The organism is Nocardiopsis sp. FR4, from assembly GCF_009830945.1.
Classification (GTDB): Bacteria; Actinomycetota; Actinomycetes; order Streptosporangiales; family Streptosporangiaceae; genus Nocardiopsis.
On record NZ_VWVV01000033.1, the window covers coordinates 57,370 to 82,883 of the forward strand.

A 25,514-nucleotide genomic window follows, 5' to 3' on the forward strand; every position below is an offset into this window, starting at 1 on the left:
GGCCCGCGAGGCACCGCGCGAGGAGACGACATGGCCGACTACCCCCACCTGCTGGAACCGCTGGACCTGGGCTTCACCACCCTGCGCAACCGCGTGGTCATGGGCTCCATGCACGTCGGCCTGGAGGAGGTGCCCGGCGGTTTCGCGCGGATGGCCGCCTTCTACGCCGAGCGCGCCCGGGGCGGTGTCGGCCTCATCGTCACCGGCGGCATCGCCCCCAACCCCGAGGGCGCCACCTTCAGGGGCGCGGCCAAGATGACCACAGAGGCGGAGGCCGAGGAGCACCGCCAGATCACCGAGGCCGTGCACCGCGAGGGCGGGCGCATCGCCATGCAGATCCTGCACACCGGCCGCTACGCCTTCAACGAGGACGCCGTCGCCCCCAGCGCCCTCCAGGCCCCGATCAGCGCCTTCACCCCCCGCGCGCTCACCGGCGACGAGGTCGAGCGGACCATCGAGGACTTCGCCCGCGCCGCCGAACTGGCCAAGCACGCCGGATACGACGGTGTGGAGGTCATGGGCTCCGAGGGCTACCTGATCAACCAGTTCATCGCCTCGGCCACCAACAGGCGCGAGGACCGCTGGGGCGGCTCCTACGAGAACCGGATGCGCTTCCCCGTGGAGATCGTGCGCCGCGTGCGCGAACGCGTCGGCGAGGACTTCATCCTGGTCTACCGGCTGTCCATGCTCGACCTGGTGCCCGGCGGCTCCACCTTCGACGAGGTGGTCCAGCTGGCCCAGGCCGTCGAGGAGGCCGGGGCCACCATCATCAACACCGGCATCGGCTGGCACGAGGCCCGCGTACCCACCATCGCCACCTCGGTTCCGCGCGGCGCCTACACCTGGGTCACCCGCAGGCTCAGGGGCAAGGTCTCGGTGCCGCTGGTCGCGGTCAACCGGATCAACACCCCCGAGGTCGCCGAGGCGGTCCTGGCCGGGGGCGACGCGGACATGGTCTCCCTGGCCCGCCCCTTCCTGGCCGACCCCGACTTCGTCGCCAAGGCCGCCGCGGGCACCCCCGAGGAGATCAACACCTGCATCGGCTGCAACCAGGCCTGCCTGGACCACACGTTCAGCCTCAAGATCACCTCCTGCCTGGTCAACCCGCGCGCCTGCCACGAGACCGAACTCGTGCTCTCCCCCACCCGCCTGCGCAAGCGGGTGGCCGTGGTCGGCGCCGGGCCCGCCGGACTCGCCTGCTCGGTGTCCGCCGCCGAGCGAGGGCACTCCGTCACCCTGTTCGACTCCGCCGACGAGATCGGCGGACAGCTCAACCTGGCCCGCCGGGTCCCCGGCAAGCAGGAGTTCGACGAGACCCTGCGCTACTTCCGGGTCCAGCTCGACAAGCACGGCGTGGACCTGCGCCTGGACACCACGGTGACCGCCGCCGACCTGGCGGACTACGACGAGGTCGTGCTCGCCACCGGCGTCACCCCGCGCGTGCCCGGCATCCCCGGAACGGACCACCCCACTGTGGTCGGCTACACGGACGTGCTCAGCGGCCGGGCCGAGGTCGGCGAGCGGGTGGCGATCATCGGCGCGGGCGGCATCGGCTTCGACGTCGCCGCCTTCCTCACCCACGGGGAGGACCACGACGGCGTCGAGGGCTTCCTGCGCGCCTGGGGCGTGGACACCGACCCCGCCTCGGCGGGCGGCCTGCGCGCCCCCCAGCGCCCGGCACCGCCGCGCGCGGTGCACCTGCTCCAGCGCCGGAGCGGCAAGGTCGGCGCGGGCCTGGGCAAGACCACCGGGTGGATCCACCGCCTGGAGCTGCGCCACCGCCAGGTGGAGACGGTCGCGGGCGCGACCTACGACCGCATCGACGACGAGGGCCTGCACCTGACGGTGGACGGTGAGAATCGCGTACTCGACGTGGACACGGTCGTACTGTGCGCGGGCCAGGAGCCGCGCCGGGACCTGGCCGAGGAACTCGCCGCCCTGGGCCGCGGGGCCCACCTGATCGGTGGCGCCGACGAGGCCGCCGAGCTGGACGCCAAGCGCGCCATCGACCAGGGCACCCGCCTGGCCGCGACGCTGTGACCGGCCGTCAAGACCGGTTCAAGGTTGCGCGGAGCCCGGTCACGCACGAGTGACGACCGGCTGCCCGGGGTAGCCGGTCCACCATGAGATTCGGTGAAGACGTTCGCGTGATCGAACGGGACGAGCGACTCGACCCGGCGGTCTCCACATTGAAGAACCTGGCCGGACGCATCCCGGCCGGCACGGTCCGCGACCTGCTGCACGGCGTGCAGCTCGGCCATCCCGCGCACCCGATCCTGGTGCAGCTGCCCATCGGCACGTGGATGGCGGCGGTCCTGCTGGACATGCTGCCCGGGGACCACCGCCGCAGCGCGCACGCGCTGGTCAACGCCGGGCTGCTCTCCAGCCTGCCCGCGGCGCTGAGCGGCCTGGCGGACTGGGCGCAGCAGCACGAGCGCCAGCAGCGCGTGGGCGTGGTGCACGCCGCGGCCAACGGGGCGGGCGCCCTGCTGTTCGGCGCCTCCTCGCTGGCCCGGGCGCGCGGCAGCCACGGCTGGGGGAGGTTCTGGGCCCTTGCCGGGATGGGCCTGGTCGGGTTCAGCGGCTCCCTGGGCGGCCACATGGCCTACTACCGCGCGGCGGGAGCCAACAGCGCCGACTACCTCGCCGACCTGGTGCCCGGGGGCTGGCACGACCTCGGCCCGCTGGACGGGTTCCCCGACGGCGGGATCGGCGGCGGCGACGTGGACGGCGTCCCGGTGGTGGTGGCGCGCACCGGCGACTCCGTGACCGCGTTCCTGGGGACCTGCCCGCACATGGGCGCTCCCCTGGCCGAGGGTGAGCGCGTGGACGGGTGCGTGCGCTGTCCCTGGCACGGCAGCGAGTTCCGCCTGGACGACGGCGCGGTCGCGCACGGGCCCGCGACCGCGGCGCTGGAGGCCATGGAGACCTCCGTGGCGGGCGGCCGGGTGCGGGTGCGCCTGCGCGCACCCGAGGAGTGAGCGGGCTCCCTAGAATGCGCACATGTCCCTGCCCCACGCCATCCTGACCGCCCTGCTGGAGAAGCCGTCCTCCGGACTGGAGCTGGCCCGGCGCTTCGACCGCTCGATCGGGTACTTCTGGTCGGCCAGCCACCAGCAGATCTACCGGGAGCTGGGGAAGCTGGAGCGGGACGGGCTCATCCGGGAGCGGCCGACCGACGCGCCCACCCGCGGGCAGCGCAAGGAGTACGAGGTGCTGCCCGCGGGGCGCGAGGAGCTGGAGCGGTGGGTGGACACCCGCGAGGACCCCAAGGTGGCCCGGGATCCCCTGCCGCTGCGGCTGCGCGCCGCCGGGGTGGTGGGGGTGCGCGGCCTGGTGCCGGAGCTGCGCCGCCACCGCGACCTGCACCTGCTCAGGCTGGAGGAGTACCGGGGGTTCGAGCGGCGGGACTACCCGGACGGGCCGCGCAGCGAGCAGGAGCGCGTGCAGCGTCTGGTGCTGCTCGGCGGGATCGACATGGAGGCCGGGTGGGTGTCGTGGCTGTCCCGCGCCATCGAGGAGCTGGAGAAGGCGGACTGATCAGGCGGGGTCCGCGTCGTGTCTCCTGATCAGCGCCAGGAAGACGAACAGACGCCCCGAACCCCACCGCAATCCCGGCCTCCGCCGCCTCCGGACCGACCGCCATCGTCTCTAGGACGCGCCGGGGGCGCCAGGGGGTTCGGGGAAACGGGACCCCGCTCAGCCCTGGACGGCCTCGGACTCGGAGAGGTTTCCGGGCAGCCGCGACCCGGGGCGCAGCGGCACCAGCTGGCTCTGCAGCACCATGGTGGCCGCGCCGATCGCCGGGGCCGTGGAGGCCGAGGTGGACAGGCGCACCTCGACCGGATGGGTGGCGCGGGCGAAGAACGCCCGGTCCAGCTCGCGCCGGATGGCGGGCAGGTAGACCGACCCCGCCACGGCCAGGCTGGAGCCGGTCAGCACCAGCAGGTCCAGGTCCATCACGTTGGCCAGGGTGCGCACCGCCACGGCCAGGTGGCGGGCCGAGCGCTCCAGCAGGGCGCGGGCCGTGGGCTCGCCCCGGCGGGCGGCGCGGACCACGGCGGTGAACTCCGCCGCCACCGACGGCCAGGTCCGGCCGCCCTCGCGGGCCAGGTCGGCGCCGCGCGCGAGCGCCTCGTCGGCCCGGGCGGCGGCCACCACGGCGGCGGGCCCGGCGATCGCCTCGGTGCAGCCCCGACCGCCGCACCAGCACGGCGGCCCGTCCACGTCCAGGCACACGTGCCCGATCTCCCCGGCGTTGCCGCTGGCCCCGTGGTAGGGGATGCCGTTGACCAGCACCCCGGCGCCCACCCCGGTGCCCATGTACACGGCGGCGAAGATGGACGAGCCGTTGACCACCCCGGACCAGTACTCGCCGAGGGCGGCGGCGGTGGCGTCGTTGCCCGGGACCACGGGCAGGCCCACGGCGTCGCCGAGTTCGTCGGCCACGGGGAAGTCGGCCCAGTGGCGCAGGGCGGGCTGGCGGTGCAGGCCCCCGGTCGGGGTCACGATCCCGACGCCCAGCACCCGGCCGCGGTCGATCCCCGCCCCCGCCACGAGGGCGTCCACCTGCCGGGACATGCGGACGGTGATCTCGGCGGGGTCCTCCGGTCCCACCCCGGCGCGGGTCAGCCGGGACACCACGGCACCGGTGAGGTCGGTGAGGGCGTAGGTGATGCCGACCGGGTCGATGTGCACGCCGACGGCGTAGCGGGACTCCTGGTTGAGCTGGAGCAGCACCCGGGGCTTGCCGCCGGTGGACTCGGCGCGGCCGGTCTCGCGGACCAGGCCGTCGTCGATGAGCTTGCGGACGACGGTGGAGATCGTGGCCCCGGTGAAGCCGGTGGCCTCGACCAGGCCGACCCGGCTGATGGTGCCCGCCGCGCGGATGACGTCCAGGACGGCCGCCCGGCTCGTCGTGTGCGGAATGGCCCGTGCTGGACCGCCCAAAGCTACCTCCACCGCTCGTGTGGCGTGGCGCCCCGCGGTGCACGCCGCCGCGCGAGAGCGCGTATCAGCGTACCGCCGCCCCGGCGGAGGCGGCCCCGGGCGCCTCTCCCGCCTCCGGGAACCCCGGTCACCCACCGTCCTCGTCCGCCGCTCCGTCCCGCTGCCCGCGTACCGATTCCCGGTTTCGGGTATCCCGTGTCACGCCGCCTGAGAAGCTACGGTCAAACGCCCCGGGGCACGGAACCGTCCGTACCGGGCGGAGGCGCCGGGCGGGCCCGGAGGCGGGCAATCCGCCCAGAAGTCCGGCACCGAAGACACAGGGAGCACGACCGCCGCGGCACCGGAGCGCGCGGTCCGAACGGGAGGAGAACACGGGTATGCGGGCTTCCCCGCCGTCACGTCCGACACTCGTCGAGCGCGCCCTCTCACCGAGCGGTCCCTGGGTGACCCGCTGGGAGCCGCTGGTCCCGATGACCGCGGTGGCGATCGTCCCGCACGGCGGACGGGTCACCGGGGCGACGGGCGCCAGGCCCTGGAGGACGACGGGCGCACGGTCAACGAGGCGGGCCGCCAGCTGGGCGACGTTCCGGTCGTGCCGGTGGGCCACTCCCTGGGCGGACGCGTCGCGCTGCGCACGGGCGGGCTGCCCCCGGTGCGCGGCGTCGCGGCGCTGGCCCCCTGGCTCCCCGAGGGGGAACCGGTGGAGCAGCTGCGCGGGCGGCGCGTGCTCGTGGCCCACGGGAGCCGCGACCTGAGGACCAGCCCCCGGGCCTCGGCCCCGCACACCGAGCGGATCGCCAAGGTGGCCGCCTCGGCCGAGTTCGTCCGTGTGCCGCTGGACGTGCACGCCATGCTGCGCTGGCGCACCTGGAACCGCCTGGTCACCGACTTCACCGGCACCGTCCTGGACGCCCTGGCCTGAGGCCGGAGCCGCGGGGCCGGGCGCACGGTGCCGTCTCCTTCGTCGCCACCGACTGGTTGACTTACTTAGTTCATCAAAGTAAGAATCCTCAGCACAAGAGTTTTCGCGCACGAGGACCGCCCCGACCGGCGGCCTCCCGAGCGAGCCCCGACCCGGAGAGGCACGATGATCCGCCACACCCTTCACGACGGCTGGGAGCTGACCGCCACGAGCGGACCCGTTCCCGAGCACGTAGCGGGCCGCTCCGTCCCCGCCCGGGTCCCCGGGAGCACCCACCTGGACCTGCTGGCCGCCGGGCTGATCCCCGAGCCCTACCTGGACACCAACGAGACCGAACTGGCCTGGGCGCACCGCGTCCACTGGCGGTACTCCCTCACCTTCGAGGCCGAGGCCGCCGAACCCGGCGAGCGCGTCGACCTGGCCTTCGACGGCCTGGACACGGTGGCGACCGTCGAGCTCAACGGGGTCGAGCTCGGCACCACCGCCAACATGCACCGCGGGTACCGCTTCGACGTGCGCGACACCCTGCGCGCCGGAACCAACGAGCTCGTGGTCTCCTTCCGCCCCGCGCTGGAGTACGCCGAGGAACTCCGCGACAGGCTCGGCGCCCGGCCGCACGTCAACACCCACCCGTACAACATGGTCCGCAAGATGGCCTGCTCCTTCGGCTGGGACTGGGGGCCCGACTTCCAGACCGCCGGGATCTGGAAGCCCGTGCGCCTGGAGCGCTGGCGGACCGCGCGCCTGGCCGGGGTGCGACCGCTGGTCACGGTCGGCGAGGACGGCACCGGCCGGGTCGAGGTGCACGCCGGCGTCGAGTGGGCGGGGGAGGACCCGGTCCTCCTGACCGCCGAGGTCGGCGGGCACAGGGCCAGCGCCACCGTGGCCCCCGGATCCCCGGACCCCGTGGTCGTGGTCGAGGTGCCCGACGCGAACCTCTGGTGGCCCGCGGGCCACGGCGACCAGCCCCTGTACGACCTGGACGTCAGTCTGGGCGGGGACGACGAAGAGCTGGACTCCGCCTCCCGCCGCATCGGCTTCCGGACCGTCACCGTGGACACCGAGCCCGACGAGCACGGCACCCCCTTCACCGTCGTGGTCAACGGCAAGCCGATCTTCGTCAAGGGCGCCAACTGGATCCCCGACGACCACTTCCTCACCCGGATCACCCGCGAGCGCCTGGCCCGGCGCGTCGACCAGGCCGTGGACGCGCACATGAACATGCTGCGCGTGTGGGGCGGCGGCATCTACGAGAGCGAGGACTTCTACGACGTCTGCGACGAGCGCGGCGTCCTCGTGTGGCAGGACTTCCTCCTGGCCTGCGCCGCCTACCCCGAGGAGGAGCCGCTGCGGAGCGAGTTCGAGGCCGAGGCCCGGGAGAACGTCGCCCGCCTGTCCTCGCACGCCTCGCTGGCCCTGTGGAACGGGGGCAACGAGAACCTCTGGGGCTTCATGGACTGGGGCTGGCAGGAGCAGTTGCAGGGCCGCACCTGGGGCCACGGCTACTACACCGAACTCTTCCCCCGGATCGTCGCCGAACTCGACCCCACCCGCTTCTACTCCGACGGCAGCCCCTACACCCCCCGGTTCGCCCTGGACGAGGTCCACCCCAACGACGAGGCGCACGGCACCCGCCACGAGTGGGTCGTGTGGAACCAGACCGACTACCGCGCCTACCAGGACCACGTGCCCCGGTTCTGCTCCGAGTTCGGCTTCCAGGGGCCGCCCACCTGGGCCACCCTGACCGACTGGGTGCACGACGAGCCGCTCACCCCCACCGGGGCCGCCTTCCTGCTGCACCAGAAGGCCGAGGACGGCAACGGCAAGCTCGACCGGGGCCTGTCCGCGCACCTGCCGACGCCCCGCGGCTTCGAGGACTGGCACTGGGCCACCCAGCTCAACCAGGCCCGCGCGGTCGCCTTCGGCGTCGAGCACTTCCGGTCCTGGTGGCCGCGCACCGCGGGCTCCCTGGTCTGGCAGATCAACGACTGCTGGCCGGTCACCTCCTGGGCCGCCGTGGACGGCGACGAGCGGCCCAAACCCCTCTGGTACGGGCTGCGCCGCGCCTACGCGCCGCGCCTGCTGACCGTGCAGCCCCGGGACGGGCGCCTGGTCCTGGTGGCGGTCAACGACACCGACGAGGCCTGGTCCGCGCCGGTGCGGGCCGAGCGACAGACCTTCGGGGGCGAGGTGCTGCACACCGATAGGATCGACCTGGCCGTACCGCCCCGGTCCGTCGCGGAACTGGCGCTGGCGCGGGAGTCGCTCGCGGCCGGCGACACCACGAAGGAGGTGTTCGTGGCCACCACCGAGGACGCCCGCGTGGTCCGTCCCTTCCGCGAGGACGTGCACCTGGCCTACGACCCCGGCGCGCTGACCGCCGTCGCCGCGCCCGTCGAGGGCGGCTACCGGGTCGAGGTGCGCGCCTCCTCCTTCGCCAGGGACGTCGCGGTACTGGCCGACCGCCTGGCCCCGGACGCCGAGGTGGACGACATGCTCGTGGACCTGCTGGCCGGGGAGACGCACACCTTCATGGTGCGCACCAAGGCCGAGGTGGACCCGGTCGCGCTGACCGCGGCCCCCGTGCTGCGCTCGGCCAACTCCCTGCACGCGCGGGCGAGACGGGCCTGATGGGCGAACGCGAGACCGCGGGCGCGGTCGGGCTGGTTCTGGCCCGGCCGCGCCGTCTGCTCAGCGCCGAACCCTTCTTCATGGAGTTCATCGCCGGGATCGAGGAGCGGCTGGCCGACCGCGACATGTCGGTGCTGCTCCACCTGGTGACCGGCCCGGAGGCCGAACTGGCCGCCTACCGCCGGTGGGCGGAGCGGCGCCTGGTGGACGCGGTCGTGGTGGTCAACCCGGCGGAGGGGGACGCGCGCCCGCGTGTGCTGCGCGACCTCGGCCTGCCCGCCGTGATCGCCGGAGCCCCCGAGCCGGACCCCGCCACGCCCACCGTGCGCACCGACCACGTGTCCCCGGTCCGGGAGGCGCTGACCCGCCTGCTGGACCTGGGCCACCGCCGGATCGCCCGGGTGACCGGCCCCGCGCACCTGGTGCACACCCGCGTCCGCACGGAGGCCCTCGTGGAGGGCTGCCGCGCGGCCGGGCTGGCCGACCCGGTCCTGGCGGAGGGCGACTACTCCGCCGAGGCCGGGGAGCGGCTCACGGCCGAGCTGCTGCGCCAGGTGGCCCCGCCGACGGCGGTCCTGTACGACAACGACGTCATGGCGGTGGCCGGACTGGACGCCGCGCGCGGGCTCGGCGTGCCCGTTCCGGAACGGCTGAGCCTGGTGGCCTGGGACGACTCGACCCTGTGCCGCCTGGCCACACCCGCGCTGACCACCCTGAGCGTGGACGTGTACCGGTACGGCGTCTCGGTGGCCGAGTCGGCGCTGGAGTGCGCCGACGGTCGGGCCGTGCGGGAGCGGTGGTCGCCCACCGCGCACCTCGTGCCGCGCGGCAGCACCGGCCCGGCGCCCGCCGACGCACGGCCCTGACCCCTCGGGCGGACGCGGGGCCGACATGTCGACAGGTCTTCCCGTCGACAAGGCGTCCCGTCGACGGGGAGACCGGAAGCCGACGTATCGCCGGTCCGGACCGACGCGGAACCCCGAGGACGCGAAGCCGCCCCCGGGCGTACCCGGGGGCGGCTGGTGGCGGTGGAGGAGGGATTTGAACCCTCGAAGGGTTGCCCCTTACCCGCTTTCGAGGCGGGCGCCATCGGCCACTAGGCGACTCCACCGCGAGCCACTCTACCGGATGCGGCGCTGTGCGAAAAACCGGTTGAGGAGTTCCGCGCAGCGGGCGGCGAGTTCCACCGGAAGCAGGTCGGGCGGGACCACCTCCGGGCGGTGGTTCAGGCGAGGGTCGCGCACCAGGTCCCACACCGATCCGACCGCGCCCGCCTTGGCGTCGCGGGCCCCGTAGACGAGCCGGTCCACCCGGGAGAGCACCGCCGCGCCCGCACACATCGTGCAGGGTTCGAGGGTCACCACCAGGGTGCAGCCGCTCAGCCGCCACTCGCCGCGGGCCCGGGCCGCGGCCCGCAGCGCGAGGACCTCGGCGTGCGCGGTGGGGTCCCCGGTCGCCTCGCGCTCGTTGCGCCCCGCGGCCAGGACGGCGCCGTCGGGGTCCAGGACCACGGCGCCCACCGGGACGTCGTCCGTCTCCAGGGCGCGCTCGGCCTCGGCGATCGCCTCGCGCAGGGCGCCGTCGAGGGCGCCGTTCACGGTCTCACACCGTTCTCATGGCGTCGAGGAGCTCGCCGAAGCCCGCGCGCTCGGCCACCAGGGCGAGGACGTCGCCGGGCAGGACCCCGCCGCCCACGGAGAGGGAGCGCAGCTCGTCCTCGGTCGTCCCGAGGTCGGTGAGCAGGTCGCCGTCGCCGTCGGGCACCGGGTTGGGCCGGGCCCCCGCGCTCTCGGAGGGCTGGGGCGCGCCCAGGCCCCCGGCCTCGGACAGCACGGAGGCCAGCGGGTGGTCGTGCACCGCGCGGGCGTCGGAGAGGTAGACGCGCGGCTCGTCGCCGTCGTCGCCGGCGCGTACGAGGGCGAACCACTCGTCGTCGGCCTCGACCAGGAGGAGGGCCGTGTCACTCCCCAGCTCGGAGGAGAAGTCGAGCATCAGGTCGGTGACGTCGTCGATGACGTCCGCGCCCCCGAGATCGACCTCGGTACCCCGCCATGTCTTCCCGTTGGGAGCGAAGACAGCTGCGAAGATCGACACCGCGTGCTCTCCTGTTCACCGGGATGCTGTTCCTCCTGCAGGTCCTTACCCCATACCGTCCAGTACACGCTGGAAGGGCTGCGCGAATCCCAGGCGTTCGGACACACTGGCCAGCACCTCGTCCGGATACAGGTCGAGGTCACCCGCCAGGGCGCCCAGCTCCATCTCGTCCAGCCCCAGGTCGGCCACGATGGACAGGTCGCCCGCGGGCAGGACCTGGTCCAGGTCGTCGTCGTCCGGCAGGTCGATGTCCAGGTAGTCCAGGACGTCGCGGGCCACCTGCCAGTCCACGGAGGCGGTCACGTCCGAGAGGAAGACGGAGACCTCACCGCCGTAGACGCGCACGATGATGAAGAAGTCGTCGCCCACGGAGACCAGCCCGAGGGAGCCGCTGATGCTCGGTTGCTGGCGCAGCGCGTGGATCAGGCCCTTGAGGTCGTGCGTCAGGGTCGCGGGGAGCAGGTCGACGTCCCAGTACTCCTCTTCCCTGTACGCGATGGCCGCGAAGTCGCCCGAGTCGTCGTCACCATGATCGAGCACTGTCATCGTCACCCCAACCCGGCCGGTGTATCGGTGCGGACGAAGGAACTTCGGATCGCCCGTGCGAGTGCCATGGTAACGATCACTCCGGCACAGCCGTGGCCCTTGGTCCGCGTCGGTCCGGACCACGCTCTCATGAGAACCGGGTTCCCGCTCCCCCCGGAGGCGCGGAAGGGCGCCCCGGGTCCGTGCGGGAGGTGGCGGACCGCAGCCGCCCCGAGCCGCGCGACCCGGTTCCGGTGGGTTCGCGCGACTACACTCGGGCTGGCCACCTCCCCAGCCACCGTCCCGTTATCCCAGCTCAACCGGAGAACGCTTTGGAAACCCTGGTCGTCGACCACCCCCTGGTCGCGCACAAGCTGACCACCCTGCGCGACGTGCGGACCGACTCCCCGACCTTCCGGCGCCTGACCGACGAGCTGGTGACCCTGCTCGCCTACGAGGCGACCAGGGACGTCCGAGTGACGGACGTCACCATCGAGACGCCGCTCGTGGGGACCACCGGAACGCAGCTGTCGCGCCCCACACCGCTGGTGGTGCCGATCCTGCGCGCCGGCCTGGGGATGCTCGACGGGATGACCCGCCTGCTGCCCACCGCGGAGGTCGGGTTCCTGGGCATGGCCCGCGACGAGACCACGCTGCGGCCCGCCACCTACGCCGACCGGCTGCCGCAGGACCTGTCCGGCCGCCAGTGCTACGTGCTCGACCCGATGCTGGCCACGGGCGGCACCCTGGCCGCGGCGCTCACGCTGCTCGTGGAGCGGGGCGCCGACCACATCACGGCGATCTGCCTCCTCGCCGCCCCCGAGGGGCTGAGCGCGGTGGAGCACAAGCTGACCGAAACCCTGGACCCGGACCACGGTGCGACCCTGCGCGTGGTCACGGCCGCGGTGGACGAGCGGCTGAACGAGCACGGCTTCATCCTTCCCGGCCTGGGCGACGCGGGCGACCGTCTGTACGGCTGCGCCTGAGCCCGGCCCGACAGAGCGCCCGCCGGGTCTCCGGTTGGGCGCTTTTTCGGTTCTTTTTCGGACAGGGTGAATGAAAGCCCGAAAAGCGGGCACGACAAGCGTGTCCCCTGTGTCAGCTCTGGTGGCAGCCGAGGACCGAGTCGGCCGGAACCTGGCTTTGCACCAGCCGAATTCAATTTGAGACGGTAACGTAACAGACAGAAGTGATGATGGTTCCCGACCACCCGTAACTGGGAAGACACGACGGCCCGAAACCACCCCCCACCGGGGTTGAGCCCGCTGACGCCCCCGCGCTCTTTCCGGCGTGGTACTCCGCCACCCTCCAGCGGCTACCGAAAGACCCCAATCGAACACGCAGCGCGACCAACGTAGCCCCCAAGGAGTGAGATGCCCGAGACCCCCTCCCCCTCGAACGCCCGCGACTCTCGCTTCGAACCGGTTCTGGACCGGCTGGCCGAGGAGTTCTCCGGCGTGCACCACACCTCCACGATCACCAGGTGCGTGGACGCCGCGCGACACGGAGCGGAGGACGTCACCGGGCGGGCCACCCCCGACCTCGTGGAGCGGATCGCCCGACAGCACCTCCAGGTGCTCGCGCTGGCCTTCGCCGAGCAGAGATAGCGGATCCGCGCGGGTCCCACCCCTGTTTTCGGCCTGTCCGTCTCAGGCCCCGACGGGTGGGACAGCGAATTTCAATGCTTATATTGGCTTATGTCCCAAATGCCCTGACCTGCGATGGGACTGACGGTATTACGGCCCATCAATCACTGGGTTACCAACCCCACCGGAACCGGACACAGTCCGCAAGCAGGGAACGCCTGACATACCGCCACGCCGAGGGTGGGCCCGAGGCTTTACGGGCATGATGGTCGGTGCGACAATCACTGCTGGGTCGGTGGGTCAGGTGGATTCCAAAGGGAGTCAGTCGTGGCGAAGTTGAAGAAATGGGGCGGATACGCGCTCATCGGTTTCGTGGCGTTCTATCTGCTCACGCAACCGGAAAGCGCCGCCGGGGTGATCCAGAGCGCGCTGGGCGGTCTGATGGGTGGCGCGGAGTCGATGTCCCGCTTCGTCAACGCACTTCTGCCGTAGTGGGGATGGTCGGCTGCCATGCGGCTCGTAGCGTCGAGTAACAGCGCTCCAGCATCGGTCAACCGCTACCTCCTGCCACACGAGCAGGACGTGGTGACCATCCGCCGACACCCGGCGGTACTGATCGGGCCGGTCGGAGCGGTTCTCGTCGCGTTGATCGTCGCGGGGATCCTGAGCAACACCTCGATCGCGGACAGCGCCGCGGCCCTGGCGATCATCTGGTGGCTGTGGCTGTTGGTGCTGGTGTGGTTCGTCTGGCAGGTCGCCGAGTGGTCGGTGGACTACTTCGTCATCACGTCGGCGAGGCTGCTGTTGACCACGGGTCTGATCACCCGGCAGGTCAACATGATGCCGCTGGGCAAGGTCACCGACATGAGGTTCGAGCGCACCCTGATGGGCCGCTTCCTCGGCTACGGAACCTTCGTCATGGAATCCGCCGGTCAGGACCAGGCGTTGAGCAAGATCTCGTTCATTCCGTACCCGGAGCAGCTCTACCTGGAGGTCGTGGGGCTGATCTTCAAGGAGTGAGCGCACCGCAGGGCCTCCGACCCGGGGACTGGGGCACCCGCCGTCACGGCGGGTGCCTTTTCACGTGCCCGGGGTGTCCGACCCACCGCCCGGAGGGTACCACTTCCTCTTGAGTTCACTTCTTGTTCACTTTGGGGGGAAGAAGGACCGACCTCCCGCGAATCGCGTAGGCGAGCCCTGGCGGAGAGTGCACACCCTCCAGGCATGAGAACCGCCCATCCTGGGCAGATTCGATACAGGCCTGATTCCGCGGCTCGGACGCCCGACGCGTCAAGCCCTCCAAGGCCACACGAATTGACTCTAAGGTGAACATAGGGTTAACTTGGGTCATCTGATACGGAAACGAGGAGGGTCACATGGCGCGCAGGACGGATCGTGCACCACAACCCGCTCGCTCCCTCACGACCCGTCGGACCGTCCGTTCCGCGACCAGGGCCCGCCGCCTCTCCGGCCTCGCGCCGGAGCCCGTGCAGGTCCCCCAGCCGCGCGAGGACGCCGACGCCATCACGTCAGGACATCCGATCATGCACTGGGTACTGGTCACCGACGAGAACGGTCGGCGCCGCCCCGAGGCCCGCTGGCTCTAGCCGGAACGGTTTCCCGAGAGGTTCTCCGCCATGGCGGCGGAGGCTCTCCCGGCCTTCCGCTCCCTGGCGCGACGCCCGGAAAGCCACGGGTTCGGACGCGACGAGGACGCGACGAGCAGGAGGGGCCGCCCCGAGGGGCGGCCCTTTTCCATGTCCGCCTCCCGTTCCCCTCCGCCCCCGCGCCCACACCGCTCTCGCTTTGTCGACAAATCGGCTTGCCCATAAAGAGCGATATAGGTTTCCTCTAACTCCCGCACTCCGCCCTCGCCATCCGTGATGTGCGTCTCACAGAACCCCGCTTGACGCTCTAACTGAACGAGACGTATCGTCTCGTTCATGAGGATGTACCACTCCCTGTAATCCCGATCCGGACCCCGCGTCGAGCACCACACGCCACCGGCGGCGCCACGCGCCCCCGGTGACCGCTCCGCGGCCGTCCCCGGCCGATCCCACGGCGGACATCGCCCCCTCTTCGGACCCGCGCCGACCCCGTGCCCTGTCCGAAACCCGGGAAGGCGCTCCGCCGTCGGTCCGAGCCCTTTCCCCGTCGCAGACCAGGAGGTGCGTCCATGCTCACTGCCCGCGTACGAGCACAGTCCCAGATCACCCTCACCGAAATCACCCACCGCTACGGGGACCACACCGTCCTCGACCGCGTCAGCCTCACCATCAGACCCGGAGAACGCGTCGGCGTCCTCGGGGACAACGGCTCGGGCAAGAGCACACTGCTGCGCCTGCTCGCCGGAGAGGAGGAACCCTCGAACGGGGAGGTCACCGTCCGGGCACCAGGCGGCACGGGCTACCTGCCGCAGACACCGCTGGCCGACGTGCGGACCGGTACCGTCGGCGACGCGATCGACTCCGCCCTGGCCGTCCTGCGCGACCTGGAGTCGCGCCTGCGCCGGGCGGAGGCCTGTCTGGGCTCGGCCGGGCCCGGGGAGCTGACGGCCTACGGCGACCTGCTCGCCGAGTTCGAGGCCCGCGACGGCTACGGCTCCGACGCACGGGTGGACGCGGGCCTGCACGGCCTCGGCCTGCCGGGGCTGGACCGCGACCGGCCGCTGCGCACGCTCTCCGGCGGGGAGCGGTCACGGCTGGCCCTGGCCGCGACCCTGGCGGCCTCACCCGAGCTCCTGCTGTTGGACGAGCCGACCAACGACCTGGACGACCGCGCGGCCGCCTGGCTGGAGGAGCGGCTCCGCGGGCACCGGGGCACGGTCGTCGCCGTCACCCACGACCGGGCCTTCCTGGACGCGGTGACCGACACCGTACTGGAGGTCGACCACGACCTGCGCCGGGTCCGCCGGTACGGCAACGGGTACGACGGGTTCCTCGCCGCGAAGGCCGCGGCCCGGGCCCGGTGGATCCGCGAGTACGAGGAGTGGCGGGCCGACCTGGCCCGTCAGCGTCGGCTCGCGGAGAACAACGTCCAGCGCGTGGACGCGATCCCGCGCAGGATGGAGAAGGCCGCGTTCGGCCACGGGGCGTTCAGGATGCGGGGGGCCGCGCACGGCGCCATGAGCCGGGTCCGCCAGGCCAAGGAGCAGGTGCGGCGGCTGAGCGCGAACCCGGTGCCGCCGCCCCCGGTGCCGCTGCGGATGACGGCGGCGTTCACCGGGGCCGGTGAGGAGTCCGGAGCGGCGGCCTCCCTGGAGGGGGTGCGGGTCGGACGGCGCCTGCACGTCCCCCGGTTGGAACTGGCCCGGGGCGGGCGCGTCCTGGTCACCGGCCCCAACGGGGCCGGGAAGACCACCCTGCTCCGCGTCCTGTCCGGGGAGGAGGTCCCCGACTCCGGGCGCGTCCGCCTGCCCGCGAGGGTCGGCCGCCTCCGGCAGGAGGAGGCTCCCGTGGCGCCCGGGCGGACCGTGCTCGGGGCCTACGCCGCCGGGCGCCCCGGTGTCCCGGAGGAGTACCGGGACGAGCTGGGCTCGCTCGGCCTGTTCCGGCTCCGGGATCTGGACCGGCCAGTGGAGGCCCTTTCGGTCGGCCAGCGGCGCAGGATCGAGCTGGCCCGGCTGACCTCGGGCGTGTACGACCTGTTGTTGCTCGACGAGCCGACCAACCACCTCTCCCCCGGCCTCGTGGAGGAGCTGGAGGAGGCGTTGGCGCACTTCGAGGGGGCTTTGGTGGTCGTGAGCCACGACCGGAGAACCCGCGAACGCTTCAGGGGCCGCCACCTCGAACTCCGGGAGGGAAGGGTGGTTCGTGACTCCGCGCAGTCGGAGCACAGCGATTTGTCGACAAATCGGCTTGACCACAAATAGCTAAGAGGACTGACCGATATGGGTCCGTTTCCGTCCGGGACGGACCCCGGAGGCACGGCCGCCCGCCTCCCCGGCCCGCGCCCGAGGACATGTCGGCGGGTCGACGAGAGGGCATGTCGGCATCCGCGCCGGAGCGCGGGTCCCCGGGGTGCCGGCCTATCCGGGGGCCATGTCGACGAACCGGCTGTAGTGGCCCTGGAAGGCCACGGTCACGTCGGCGGTGGGACCGTTGCGGTGCTTGGCCACGATGATGTCCGCCTCGCCCGCGCGCGGCGACTCCTTGTCGTGCACGTCCTCGCGGTAGAGCAGGATGACCATGTCGGCATCCTGCTCGATCGAGTTGTGAACGTTGATCCCGTTGGCCACGAAGTTGTGCGTGCCCTCGACCGTGGCGTCGAAGACCTCACGCTCTCCCAGTGGCTCGATCTCCACGATCTCGTCCCAGAAGACATCGTTGGTGGCCAACAACTCCAGGTCCGCGTCCTCAAGCACGTCGGCCACCCGGGAAAGGCGGCTTCTGCTGGGGGCGTGCTTCCACAGGGTGCTCCCGCAGAACTTCGTTCCCATCGCAGACGCGAACTCCCGGTGGGACATCCCCCGCTCCGCGATGCCCGCTCGGACCCTGTCCCACACCTGGACCGGAACGGTGTCCAGGTTCGTGTTGGCCTTTCGCTCCGCCAGCCCGCGCAGGCAACGGGAAAGCTGCTCCGCCCGTGCTCCGTGGCACCCCACCGTCTCAGCGAATCGCTGCTGGTTGCCGATTCCGTAGACGTCCAGGGTGTAACAGAGCCGGTAGGCGCCCTTCCTGTGCTGCTTGATCCGGGTCATGATGTCGAGCCTCGCGAGCAGTCTGGCGACATCGTCGATCAGACGGCGGCTCGTCGACGTGTAGTAGATCCTGGCCTGGTGACCTTGCTGGTTCCAGTACACGCACCCGTCGGTTGCCCAGAGGTGCCGCAGGAACAGTGCGATCTGACGGTCAGAAAGGGAGAAAACCCCTTCGGGAACGAACTTCTCGTGGCTACGCAGGCCGAACAGCCCCAACCCGTCGAGCCAGGCAGCTATGGGATTGCGTTTCCCGTGAGTCAGCTTGAAAGGTGCGGGCAGTCTCAGCGTCGTCGTGCGCGCGGCGGTGTACTCGTCCCGGACGGCCGTGACATCGAAGTGCAGAGCGGCTTTCTCCACTACGGAGAGGTTGGCCTCGTCGGTGCTGGCGTACCGGATCGGCTGACGGCGCACGAAGGAGCCGTCGCCGATGAGGTGGGCGAGCAGAACGACCTCGGCCTCAGGCCACTCGGCACGACGCTCGGGTTCCGGCACGCTTCGGGCGACGGCGACCTTGTCGCCCCGGCGGAGGCTCTCCAGGGCCTGCCACCCGTCGATGGTGAGGAACGGGTGATTCCCTGAGGCGGTGACCTCCCGCCCGGAAGCGAGCCTCAGCCGGAACACCTCCTTCACACCGCTGGAGAAGACATGCGTCAGCGTGCGCGGGACCAGGCGAAGCCGTTCGTCGAGGGACCAGACCGGGACATCGCGTTCTCCGCTCCGGAAGAGTTCGCCCATGGTCACCTCAGCTCCGGTGTCCGCGCGCAGGATCCGGGTCTCCGAGGTGAGGCACCCCGACTCGCGCAGGTCGGAGACCTGCGGGCGCTTGTCGGTGCGCTGCTCGGGACCGCGGTTGAGCTGGGAGAGCGCTACGACCGGGACCTCGAGCTCCTTGGCCAGGAGCTTGAGGGACCGGGACATCTCCGAGACCTCCTGCTGACGGCTCTCCACCCGCCCGGGCGAGCTCATCAGCTGGAGGTAGTCGACGATGACCAGCTTGAGGTCGTGCTGCTGCTTGAGCCGCCGGCACTTGGCCCGGATCTCCATCATCGACATGTTCGGGGAGTCGTCGATGAACAGGGGCGCGTTGGCCACCTCGCCCATGCGTCTGGCCAGCCGGGCCCAGTCCTCGTCGGTCATCAGGCCCGAACGCATGGTGTGCAGGGGCACCCGCGCCTCCGCCGACAGCAGGCGCATGACGATCTCGTTGCGCCCCATCTCCAGGCTGAAGAAGACCGAGGTCATCTCGTGCTTGATCGAGGCCGCCCGGGCGAAGTCCAGGGCCAGGGTGGAGTTGTGGGTGGGGATCATGGACCGGGTCGCCAGGTAGAGGTGGTCCGGGTGGTCCACCTGGACGCAGCGGACCGGAACGCTCTCCACCGGCCGCACGTCGGTGACGAACCTGGAGCCGGTCCCGGCGTGACCGCGCCCGGCGCCCCGTTCACCGTGCGCCCGCTGTTTGCGGGAGGTCCGGAAGACTTCCCGGGCGGAGCCGAGGGTGACCGTGTAACGGGTCGAGGGGGCCTCCTTCCGTCCCCTGACCCGGCTGGTGGACATCTCCGTGCGATAGCCCAGGCTGTGTGCCAGCTCCCGGAAGTCCCGCGCCAGGCGCGTGCCGGTGACGGAGAACTGGACCGAACCGTCGGCGTCCACCGTCCCGTCCGTGTCCAGGAGTCCCGCCAGGAGCGCCTTCCGCTGAAGGACCGAGGCGCGCAGGTACTCCCGGGGAACGTGCTTGTTCCCCAGGACGCCGAGGCCGCGCAACCGCGCCTGGACGCCGCCGCCGCGATTCGGGCACTCGCGGCACCGCGACTGGCCGCGCACGCGGGGCGGGACGGGCACGGACCCGCACACCGCGCACTCACGGGCGGAGGGGGCGGCGCTCTCCTCCGGGAGGAAGACTCCGTGGGCCGTCCCCGTCGCACAGACGGGTTTGGTGACCAGGCCCTCGGCCTCGATGTTGGCCAGGACCTCGGGGTCCTCGCCGGTGACCCGTGCCGTGTCCGGCGCGCCGCCGCCGAGCCAGGCGCCGAGGAAGTACGGCGGCAGCGGCAGATCCCGTTCGGGCAGCTCGATGGGTGCGGTGTTGGCGACGGAGTGGTTCGACCGGCGGTCGGCGGTCTCCGGGCGCAGGGTCCGTGCGATCTCCCGGGTGGTCCGCAACCGGGGCGGTGCCTCGGGGGCGGTGCCCCGGGCTCCCGCCGCCCGGGCGGCGCGCCCGGAGGCGCGTGTACGGGTCAGCCACTGGTGCTCGGCGTCCGCGACCACGGTGGTCCCGTCGTCGAAGACCACCTCGAAACACGGCCGGTCCGTCATCACGTCGGTGGCGGCGACCACCCGGGTGGGGGTACCGTCGGCGGCGATCAGCTCGGTGCCTACCTCGACCTCCCCCATGGTGGTCCAGCCGTCGGGGGTCGGCAACGGGGTGTCCAGGGCCAGTGCCTTGCCCACGGCCGGCCGGGCGGCGATGATGATCATCTGACCGGGGTGCAGGCCGTTGGTGAGGGCGTCGAAGTCGGCGAAGCCGGTGGGCACGCCGGTGCTGCCGTCACTGGTGCCGATGGCCTCGATCTCGTCCAGGGCGCCCGGCATGATGTCGCCGAGGATCACGTAGTCCTCGCCGGTGCGTTTCTCGGCGACCTTGTAGATCTCGGCCTGGGCGTGGTCGACGAGGTCGTCCACCTCACCGTCGCCGGAGTAGCCGATCTGCGCGATGCGGGTGCCCGCCTCGACCAGGCGCCGCAGGACCGCGCGGTCGGAGACGATCTTGGCGTAGTAGCCCGCGTTGGCCGCGGTCGGGATGGCCTCGGTGAGGGTGTGCAGGTACAGCGCCCCGCCCACCCGGGCGGCCTCGCCGCGCTTGGTCAGCTCGGCGTTGACCGAGATGGCGTCCACCGGCTCGCCGCGGGAGAAGAGGTCGACGATGCTGTCGTAGATGATCTGGTGCGCTGGCCGGTAGAAGTCCGCGGAGCGGATGATCTCCACGACCTGGCTGATGGCGTCCTTGGACAGGAGCATTCCGCCGAGCACGCTCTGCTCGGCCTGGATGTCGTGGGGTGGGGTGCGCTCGTATCCGCCTTCTTCAGGTGGCTGCTCAGCGACACTCACGAACGCTCTCCCCAGGACGGTGCTTCGACGGACCGGGCGCGGACCGACCCTTCCAGGATGCCCCATGGCCGACGCTGGGGACGCCGCGGCCGAAGGTTGTGGACATGTCCCCTACCACCGCACCCGGCCTCCCGTGGGGCATTGCGCACATAGGTTATGCACATCACCTGTGGATAACTTTGCGACCACCTCCAATTAGGGTGTTTGACCTGCGAAAACACAGTACGCGGGCAGGGCGTGCAAGATGTCTCACAGGACGTGTTTCCACAAGTTATCCACAGGCTCGCGGCGGGGTGTGGATAACTCCACACCTCCGTAGAACGCCTGTCCGATACTGTGGCTGAGTCATGCCAAAACTCCTTTCGGCCGCTCCTTTCCGGCACCGCCACGACCGCGAGATCTTCGCCCTGGCCGTCCCCTCCTTCTTCGCCCTCATCAGCGAACCGCTGTTCCTGCTCACCGACTCCGCGATCGTCGGCACCCTGGGCACCCCGGCCCTGGGCGGGCTCGGTGTGGCCGGCCAGGTCCTGCTCACGCTGGTGGCCGTCTGCATCTTCCTGGCCTACGGCACCACCGCGGCGGTGGCACGCAAGTTCGGCGCGGGGGACATCGCCGGAGGGATCCGCGACGGCGTGGACGGCATGTGGCTCGCGGTCCTGCTGGGCGCGGGGGCCGTCGCGATCGGCTGGCCCCTGGGGCCGGTCCTGGTGGAGGCGCTGGGCGCCTCACCGGAGGTGGCTCCGTACGCCCTGACCTACCTGCGGATCAGCCTGCTGAGCACCCCGTTCCTGCTTCTGGTCATGGCGGGCACCGGTGTTCTGCGCGGGCTCCAGGACGCCCGGACCCCGCTGGTGGTGGCGGTGGCCTCCTACGTGGGCAACGCGGCGCTGTGCGCGGTGTTCGTGCTGGTCCTGGACTGGGGCATCGCGGGCTCGGCCTGGTCGACCGTGATCGCCCAGGGCGCGGGAGCGTTCTGGTACGCGGCGATGATCACCCGGGCCGCCCGGCGCGAGGGCGTGTCCCTCGCACCCACCTCGGCGGGCCTGCGGTCCTCGGCCTCGGCCGGGTTCGCACTGTTCCTGCGCAGTGTGTCGATGCGCGTGGTCGCGCTGGTGACCACGGCGGTGGCGGCCCGGCTGGGGGACGCCCCGATCGCCGCGCACCAGGTGAGCTACAACATCTGGGGACTGCTGGTGTTCGCCATGGACGCGATCGCCATCGCCGGGCAGTCGATCGTGGGCCGCTACCTGGGCGCGGGGGATGTGCGGGGCACCCGGGAAGCCACGCGGCGCATGGTGGAGTGGGGCGTGATGCTGGGCCTGGTGTTCCTGGTGGTGGTGTTCCTGGCGCTGCCGTGGGCGTGGGTGCCCTTCACCTCGGACCCGGAGGTGCGCCTGCTCATCACGGCCTCCCTGGTGGTGGTCGCGCTCATGCAGCCGCTGAGCGGCGTGACCATGGTGCTGGACGGTGTGCTGATGGGCGCCGGGGACCAGCGCTACCTGGCGTGGGCCTCGCTGTGGACGATGCTGGCCTTCCTGCCGTTCGCCCTGGTGCTGCCGTACCTGGCGACCGGCGCGGTGGGCAGCCTGGTGGGGCTGTGGACCGCCTTCGCCGTGTGGATCCTGGCCCGCGCGCTCACCCTGGGGCTCCGGGCCCGGAGCACGGCGTGGCTGGTGACCGGGGCGCACCGCCCCTGACGCGGTGACCGGAAGGGCGTACCGGGACGCACCCGTCCGGACGACCCTGCTCCCAGCGGCGCTCTCGGCCGCTGACGGTATCACCAGGGGCGGGATCACCGGGAGCCAGCGTCCTCGGATCACACCGCCGCCCGTGTCTCGCACCCGGGAGCGGCCGGGGCCGTCACGGCCCCTTCCGTCCCCGGGCCCGCCGGGGCGCGCCCCGGCGGGCCCGGAGCGGTGGCGGCCTCAGCGGGAGGTGTCGCGCTCGCCGAGCGTGGGGCCGTGGTAGAAGGCGGCCGCCCGCTCCGCCTCCGGGACCGCCGGGTAGGTGGGCAGATCCTCCAGGGTCAGTTCGGTACCCGCGATCTCGCTGAGGTGGCTGAGCTGCTCACGCAGCTTGGCCTTCACGTCGGAGCGCAGCGTGGGCAGCAGCGAGTAGAGCTTGTCGCCGGGGCAGCCCGTGGTGTTGTAGTCCCGGTGTCCGACGATGGCCTTGTCCGGGTTCAGGCGGTACACCAGGCACAGCCAGCTGCAGGTGTCCACCAGGGACGCCAGCAGCGCGGCGGGCGGGGCCGCCGAGGCGTAGGTCCCCTCGTTCTCGATCCCGATCGCGTGGCTGTTGTGGTTGGCCGTGTGGGCGCCGACGACGTGGTGCCCGGCTCCGATCGCCCGCAGGGTCTGGTCCCGGCCCTCCATGACGTGACCGCCGCGGCTGATGGTGATCTGCTGGCCGGTGTCGCTCCACCCGTGGTTGTCCATGTGGTGGCGCTGGATGGCACGGGAGAGCGCGGCGGCGTGGGAGGTCGACGTGTCGGACACGTTCGCCGTGGCGGTGTGGTGCACGACGATGTGGGTGGGCGCCTTGGCCAGCACCTCGATCTTGTTCTTCGGGTTGCGGGCCCCCCAGTCGGCGCGCGTGTACACCTTGGGCTTGGCGGACGCCGAGGCCTCGTCCGCCGTGGGGATCCCCGTCATGCCGCCGAGGAGGACTCCCCCGGCGACGAGGGCGGTTCCGCGCAGGAGCGTCCTGCGGTCCACCTGTACGTACCGGCCCGACTCGTCTCTTCTTTCCTCATGCATCGGTCTGCCGTCCTCTCCGCGCGGGGTGACGCAACGTACGACACCTACACAGAAGACACGATAGATTACAAAGAGTAATCAAAGGGGCGCTGCCGATGGCCGGGCGTGTCAACGAGTATGCCCTACCAGCGGGTCGGCGTCCCAGGTGTGGCCCCGGCCGCGGGCGGGGGGAACGGTACCGACACGGGCAGGGCCCCGCCTCCCCCGGAGGCGAATTCTAGGGATCGTCGCAACACCTGTGGTCAGTAGCGTAACGAGGCCCGGCCGGGGCATTCCGGCCGGGCCTCGTTCTAGCTGACGAGGATGCGGAGGCGATAGTCGCGGGAGTAGGAAACGACCTTGACGCCTTCGCTGCTGATCCCGTCGACACGGCCAGTGCTGTCGTTGCGGCGGAGCCGGGTGTAGAAGAACACCTCGCCGATCCCCTGCACGGTGCCAGCGGACTCGTAGACCGTGATCTCGCCCGTGCTCCCCGTCAGGTCGATGAGCTCTCCGGCGGCCCAGGTCTGAGGGCGGAAGCCTTTCGCGCGGGCCTGGTTGAGGGTGAGGTTCATGGTGGCGGTGGTGGTGTGGCCTTCGCGGCGGGCGACGTGGGCGCGGAGGCTGGCGGCGTCGATGACCCACCGGCGGGCGACCTTGGTGGCGATGACCTTGCCGGTGGCGATCCAGCGGCGGATGGTGCGGGCGGTGACCTTGGCGATCTGGGCGGCGGTGGCGGTGCTCGTCTTCGTCATGCCCTTATCGTATAGGCGCCTATACAAACATGTCAACCCGCCTGGACAAAAATGTTCAGACGCCTATACTGACAGGCATGAACATCAACGAAGCCCTCGCCCACCTGCGTGAACTCCGCGCCACCCTGCCCGCCGCCCTGGCCGACGAGGCCGACCCCCTCGCCCGAGCCCACGGCGTCGGCGAGGTCATCGCCGAGCTGGGCAAGCTCGAAGACGAACTCAAGGAGGTCCGGCGACCGGCCGTCGCTGAACTCCGCACTCAGGGCTACACAGTCCGCGCCCTGGCCGCCGAGCTTGACCTCAGCCCCGCACGGGTCGACCAGATCTCCAAAGGCAGACGAGCGTGACGAACGCGAGCGTCAGCCGGACGAGGAGGTCAGGAGCTGGGCAAGCCGTTCTGCGGGGGTATCCCAGCCAAGCGTCTTTCGTGGCCGCGAGTTGAGCTCGGCAGTGACCGCGTCCAGGTCCTCGGCGGAGTGCACCGACAGATCCGTGCCCTTGGGGAAGTACTGCCTGAGTAGACCGTTGGTGTTCTCGTTGGAGCCTCGCTGCCATGGGCTGGCCGGGTCGCAGAAGTAGACCGGGATATCGGTGGCCAGGGTGAACCGGTGATGGTTTGCCAGCTCGTTGCCTTGATCCCAAGTCAGCGACCGTTTCAGCAACGGAGGCAGGCTCCCGAGGGAGTCAGTGAGGGCCTGGTGGAAGCGGTCTGCTTGATGCTGCCCGTCAGGCAGATGCATCAACATCACGAACCGGGTCGAGCGTTCGACCAACGTGCCGATCGCACTGTACTTCTCACCGCGGCCGCCCACGATCAGGTCACCCTCCCAGTGGCCGGGAACGGCTCGATCGGATACCTCTGCCGGCCGCTCGCTGATCATGACCATGGGGTGGGTGTAACGGGGCTGGCGACTGTGGGCTTGCCGGTGTGGTCGGCGACGAGCCCGCCCCGAGCGCAGGGACCGGGTCAATTCTCTGCGCAGTTCACCGCGCCCTTGAACGTAGAGCGCCTGGTAGATCGTCTCGTGGGTCACGCGCATCTCCGCATCTTCGGGAAAGTCGCGGCGCATCTGGTGAGCGATCTGTTCCGGGCTCCAACGCTGCTTGAGCCGACGTTGGATGTAGTCGCGCAGCCGCGGGCTCTGCGCGATCTTGCCGGGCTTGGGACGTGCGCGGCGGGCTACAGCGCGGTCGTGGGCGACGTGCGGACCGTACCGGTAGATCTTCGCCTTCGAGTAGTAGGAGCGATTCCGGCGCACCTCGCGGCTGATGGTGGAAGGGAACCGGCCAAGCTCTGAGGCGATAGTACGGATCGAGGCCTTGTCGCGGAGCCGATCGGCGATGTGCAGGCGCTCTTGGAGCCGAAGGTAGCGACCCGATTTTTGACGGTAGGTGGGGAATAAGGACCGGCTAACTACGTGCCAGCAGCCGCGGTAATACGTAGGGTCCGAGCGTTGTCCGGAATTATTGGGCGTAAAGAGCTCGTAGGCGGCGTGTCGCGTCTGCTGT

22 protein-coding genes, 1 tRNA gene and 1 rRNA gene are annotated in these 25,514 nt (G+C 71.3%); 15 read left to right on the forward strand and 9 right to left on the reverse strand.

Annotated elements, in window-relative coordinates; all coding sequences use genetic code 11:
- Nucleotides 1-30 precede the first annotated feature (30 nt).
- From FYW95_RS23655 to FYW95_RS23665, 3 genes are all read left to right on the forward strand, one after another.
- Entirely contained in the window at nt 31-2,040 is a 2,010-nt protein-coding gene (locus FYW95_RS23655; RefSeq protein ID WP_160050856.1) for an NADPH-dependent 2,4-dienoyl-CoA reductase, read from the forward strand.
- A gap of 83 nt (nt 2,041-2,123) precedes the next feature.
- A complete protein-coding gene (locus FYW95_RS23660; RefSeq protein ID WP_159945507.1) occupies nt 2,124-2,981 on the forward strand; it encodes a Rieske (2Fe-2S) protein in 858 nt (285 codons plus the stop codon).
- Nucleotides 2,982-3,003: 22 nt separating this feature from the next.
- On the forward strand, nt 3,004-3,540 hold the full coding sequence (locus tag FYW95_RS23665) for a PadR family transcriptional regulator (protein ID WP_159945508.1): 537 nt from the start codon (nt 3,004-3,006) through the stop codon (nt 3,538-3,540).
- A 159-nt stretch (nt 3,541-3,699) separates the two neighbouring features.
- On the opposite strand, the gene FYW95_RS23670 is transcribed toward FYW95_RS23665, so the two are convergent.
- Nucleotides 3,700-4,950: an ROK family transcriptional regulator gene (locus tag FYW95_RS23670; protein ID WP_159945509.1), complete on the reverse strand. Its 1,251-nt coding sequence runs from the start codon at nt 4,948-4,950 to the stop codon at nt 3,700-3,702.
- A 598-nt stretch (nt 4,951-5,548) separates the two neighbouring features.
- Here FYW95_RS23670 and FYW95_RS23675 point away from each other — a divergent pair.
- From FYW95_RS23675 to FYW95_RS23685, 3 genes are all read left to right on the forward strand, one after another.
- Nucleotides 5,549-5,872: a dienelactone hydrolase family protein gene (locus tag FYW95_RS23675; RefSeq protein WP_159945510.1), complete on the forward strand. Its 324-nt coding sequence runs from the start codon at nt 5,549-5,551 to the stop codon at nt 5,870-5,872.
- A 165-nt stretch (nt 5,873-6,037) separates the two neighbouring features.
- Nucleotides 6,038-8,503, forward strand: coding sequence for a glycoside hydrolase family 2 protein (locus tag FYW95_RS23680; protein WP_159945511.1), 2,466 nt, complete (start codon nt 6,038-6,040; stop codon nt 8,501-8,503).
- A complete protein-coding gene (locus FYW95_RS23685) occupies nt 8,503-9,369 on the forward strand; it encodes a LacI family DNA-binding transcriptional regulator (protein WP_160050857.1) in 867 nt (288 codons plus the stop codon). The genes FYW95_RS23680 and FYW95_RS23685 overlap by 1 nt, the downstream gene beginning before the upstream one ends.
- Before the next feature lie 157 nt (nt 9,370-9,526).
- Here FYW95_RS23685 and FYW95_RS23690 read toward each other — a convergent pair.
- The 4 genes from FYW95_RS23690 to FYW95_RS23705 form a co-directional block, all read right to left on the reverse strand.
- Nucleotides 9,527-9,614, reverse strand: a tRNA-Ser gene (locus FYW95_RS23690).
- A gap of 10 nt (nt 9,615-9,624) precedes the next feature.
- Complete coding sequence (locus tag FYW95_RS23695; protein WP_159945513.1) at nt 9,625-10,101, reverse strand: nucleoside deaminase; 477 nt, start codon at nt 10,099-10,101, stop codon at nt 9,625-9,627.
- Between the two features lie 4 nt (nt 10,102-10,105).
- Nucleotides 10,106-10,597 (reverse strand): tRNA adenosine deaminase-associated protein, encoded by a 492-nt coding sequence (locus tag FYW95_RS23700; protein ID WP_159945514.1) that lies wholly within the window; start codon nt 10,595-10,597, stop codon nt 10,106-10,108.
- A 45-nt stretch (nt 10,598-10,642) separates the two neighbouring features.
- The gene (locus FYW95_RS23705) at nt 10,643-11,143 is read right to left on the reverse strand and encodes a tRNA adenosine deaminase-associated protein (RefSeq protein WP_159945515.1); all 501 of its coding nucleotides are present in this window, start codon (nt 11,141-11,143) and stop codon (nt 10,643-10,645) included.
- 311 nt (nt 11,144-11,454) lie between these two features.
- Here FYW95_RS23705 and upp point away from each other — a divergent pair, with 311 nt between their 5' ends.
- From upp to abc-f, 6 genes are all read left to right on the forward strand, one after another.
- On the forward strand, nt 11,455-12,108 hold the full coding sequence (upp, locus tag FYW95_RS23710) for a uracil phosphoribosyltransferase (protein ID WP_159945516.1): 654 nt from the start codon (nt 11,455-11,457) through the stop codon (nt 12,106-12,108).
- 387 nt (nt 12,109-12,495) lie between these two features.
- Complete coding sequence (locus FYW95_RS23715) at nt 12,496-12,729, forward strand: three-helix bundle dimerization domain-containing protein (RefSeq protein WP_159945517.1); 234 nt, start codon at nt 12,496-12,498, stop codon at nt 12,727-12,729.
- Between the two features lie 306 nt (nt 12,730-13,035).
- Nucleotides 13,036-13,200, forward strand: a complete 165-nt coding sequence (locus FYW95_RS27840; protein WP_170293704.1) for a hypothetical protein — start codon at nt 13,036-13,038, stop codon at nt 13,198-13,200.
- Nucleotides 13,201-13,218: 18 nt separating this feature from the next.
- Nucleotides 13,219-13,728: a PH domain-containing protein gene (locus FYW95_RS23720; RefSeq protein ID WP_159945518.1), complete on the forward strand. Its 510-nt coding sequence runs from the start codon at nt 13,219-13,221 to the stop codon at nt 13,726-13,728.
- A gap of 356 nt (nt 13,729-14,084) precedes the next feature.
- Complete coding sequence (locus FYW95_RS23725; protein ID WP_159945519.1) at nt 14,085-14,315, forward strand: hypothetical protein; 231 nt, start codon at nt 14,085-14,087, stop codon at nt 14,313-14,315.
- 569 nt (nt 14,316-14,884) lie between these two features.
- Nucleotides 14,885-16,579 (forward strand): ribosomal protection-like ABC-F family protein, encoded by a 1,695-nt coding sequence (gene abc-f / locus FYW95_RS23730; RefSeq protein WP_159945520.1) that lies wholly within the window; start codon nt 14,885-14,887, stop codon nt 16,577-16,579.
- Nucleotides 16,580-16,735: 156 nt separating this feature from the next.
- On the opposite strand, the gene FYW95_RS23735 is transcribed toward abc-f, so the two are convergent.
- Nucleotides 16,736-20,512: a replicative DNA helicase gene (locus FYW95_RS23735; RefSeq protein WP_159945521.1), complete on the reverse strand. Its 3,777-nt coding sequence runs from the start codon at nt 20,510-20,512 to the stop codon at nt 16,736-16,738.
- 347 nt (nt 20,513-20,859) lie between these two features.
- Between FYW95_RS23735 and FYW95_RS23740 the strand changes: the two genes are divergently transcribed.
- Nucleotides 20,860-22,209: an MATE family efflux transporter gene (locus FYW95_RS23740; RefSeq protein ID WP_159945522.1), complete on the forward strand. Its 1,350-nt coding sequence runs from the start codon at nt 20,860-20,862 to the stop codon at nt 22,207-22,209.
- A gap of 228 nt (nt 22,210-22,437) precedes the next feature.
- On the opposite strand, the gene FYW95_RS23745 is transcribed toward FYW95_RS23740, so the two are convergent.
- Both FYW95_RS23745 and FYW95_RS23750 read right to left on the reverse strand, forming a co-directional pair.
- Nucleotides 22,438-23,271: a peptidoglycan recognition protein family protein gene (locus FYW95_RS23745; protein WP_159945523.1), complete on the reverse strand. Its 834-nt coding sequence runs from the start codon at nt 23,269-23,271 to the stop codon at nt 22,438-22,440.
- A gap of 290 nt (nt 23,272-23,561) precedes the next feature.
- Entirely contained in the window at nt 23,562-24,005 is a 444-nt protein-coding gene (locus FYW95_RS23750) for a helix-turn-helix domain-containing protein (protein ID WP_159945730.1), read from the reverse strand.
- Between the two features lie 77 nt (nt 24,006-24,082).
- On the opposite strand from FYW95_RS23750, the gene FYW95_RS23755 reads away from it, so the two are divergent.
- Nucleotides 24,083-24,352: a hypothetical protein gene (locus FYW95_RS23755; protein WP_159945729.1), complete on the forward strand. Its 270-nt coding sequence runs from the start codon at nt 24,083-24,085 to the stop codon at nt 24,350-24,352.
- Nucleotides 24,353-24,364: 12 nt separating this feature from the next.
- Here the strand turns inward: FYW95_RS23755 and FYW95_RS28990 are convergent, their stop codons facing one another.
- Nucleotides 24,365-25,276 carry an IS30 family transposase gene (locus FYW95_RS28990; RefSeq protein WP_201295006.1) on the reverse strand — a complete coding sequence of 304 codons (912 nt, stop codon included), beginning with the start codon at nt 25,274-25,276 and terminating at the stop codon, nt 24,365-24,367.
- Between FYW95_RS28990 and FYW95_RS27845 the strand changes: the two genes are divergently transcribed.
- Nucleotides 25,276-25,514, forward strand: a 16S ribosomal RNA gene (locus FYW95_RS27845); the annotation flags it as partial. The two genes, FYW95_RS28990 and FYW95_RS27845, sit on opposite strands and share 1 nt — an antisense overlap.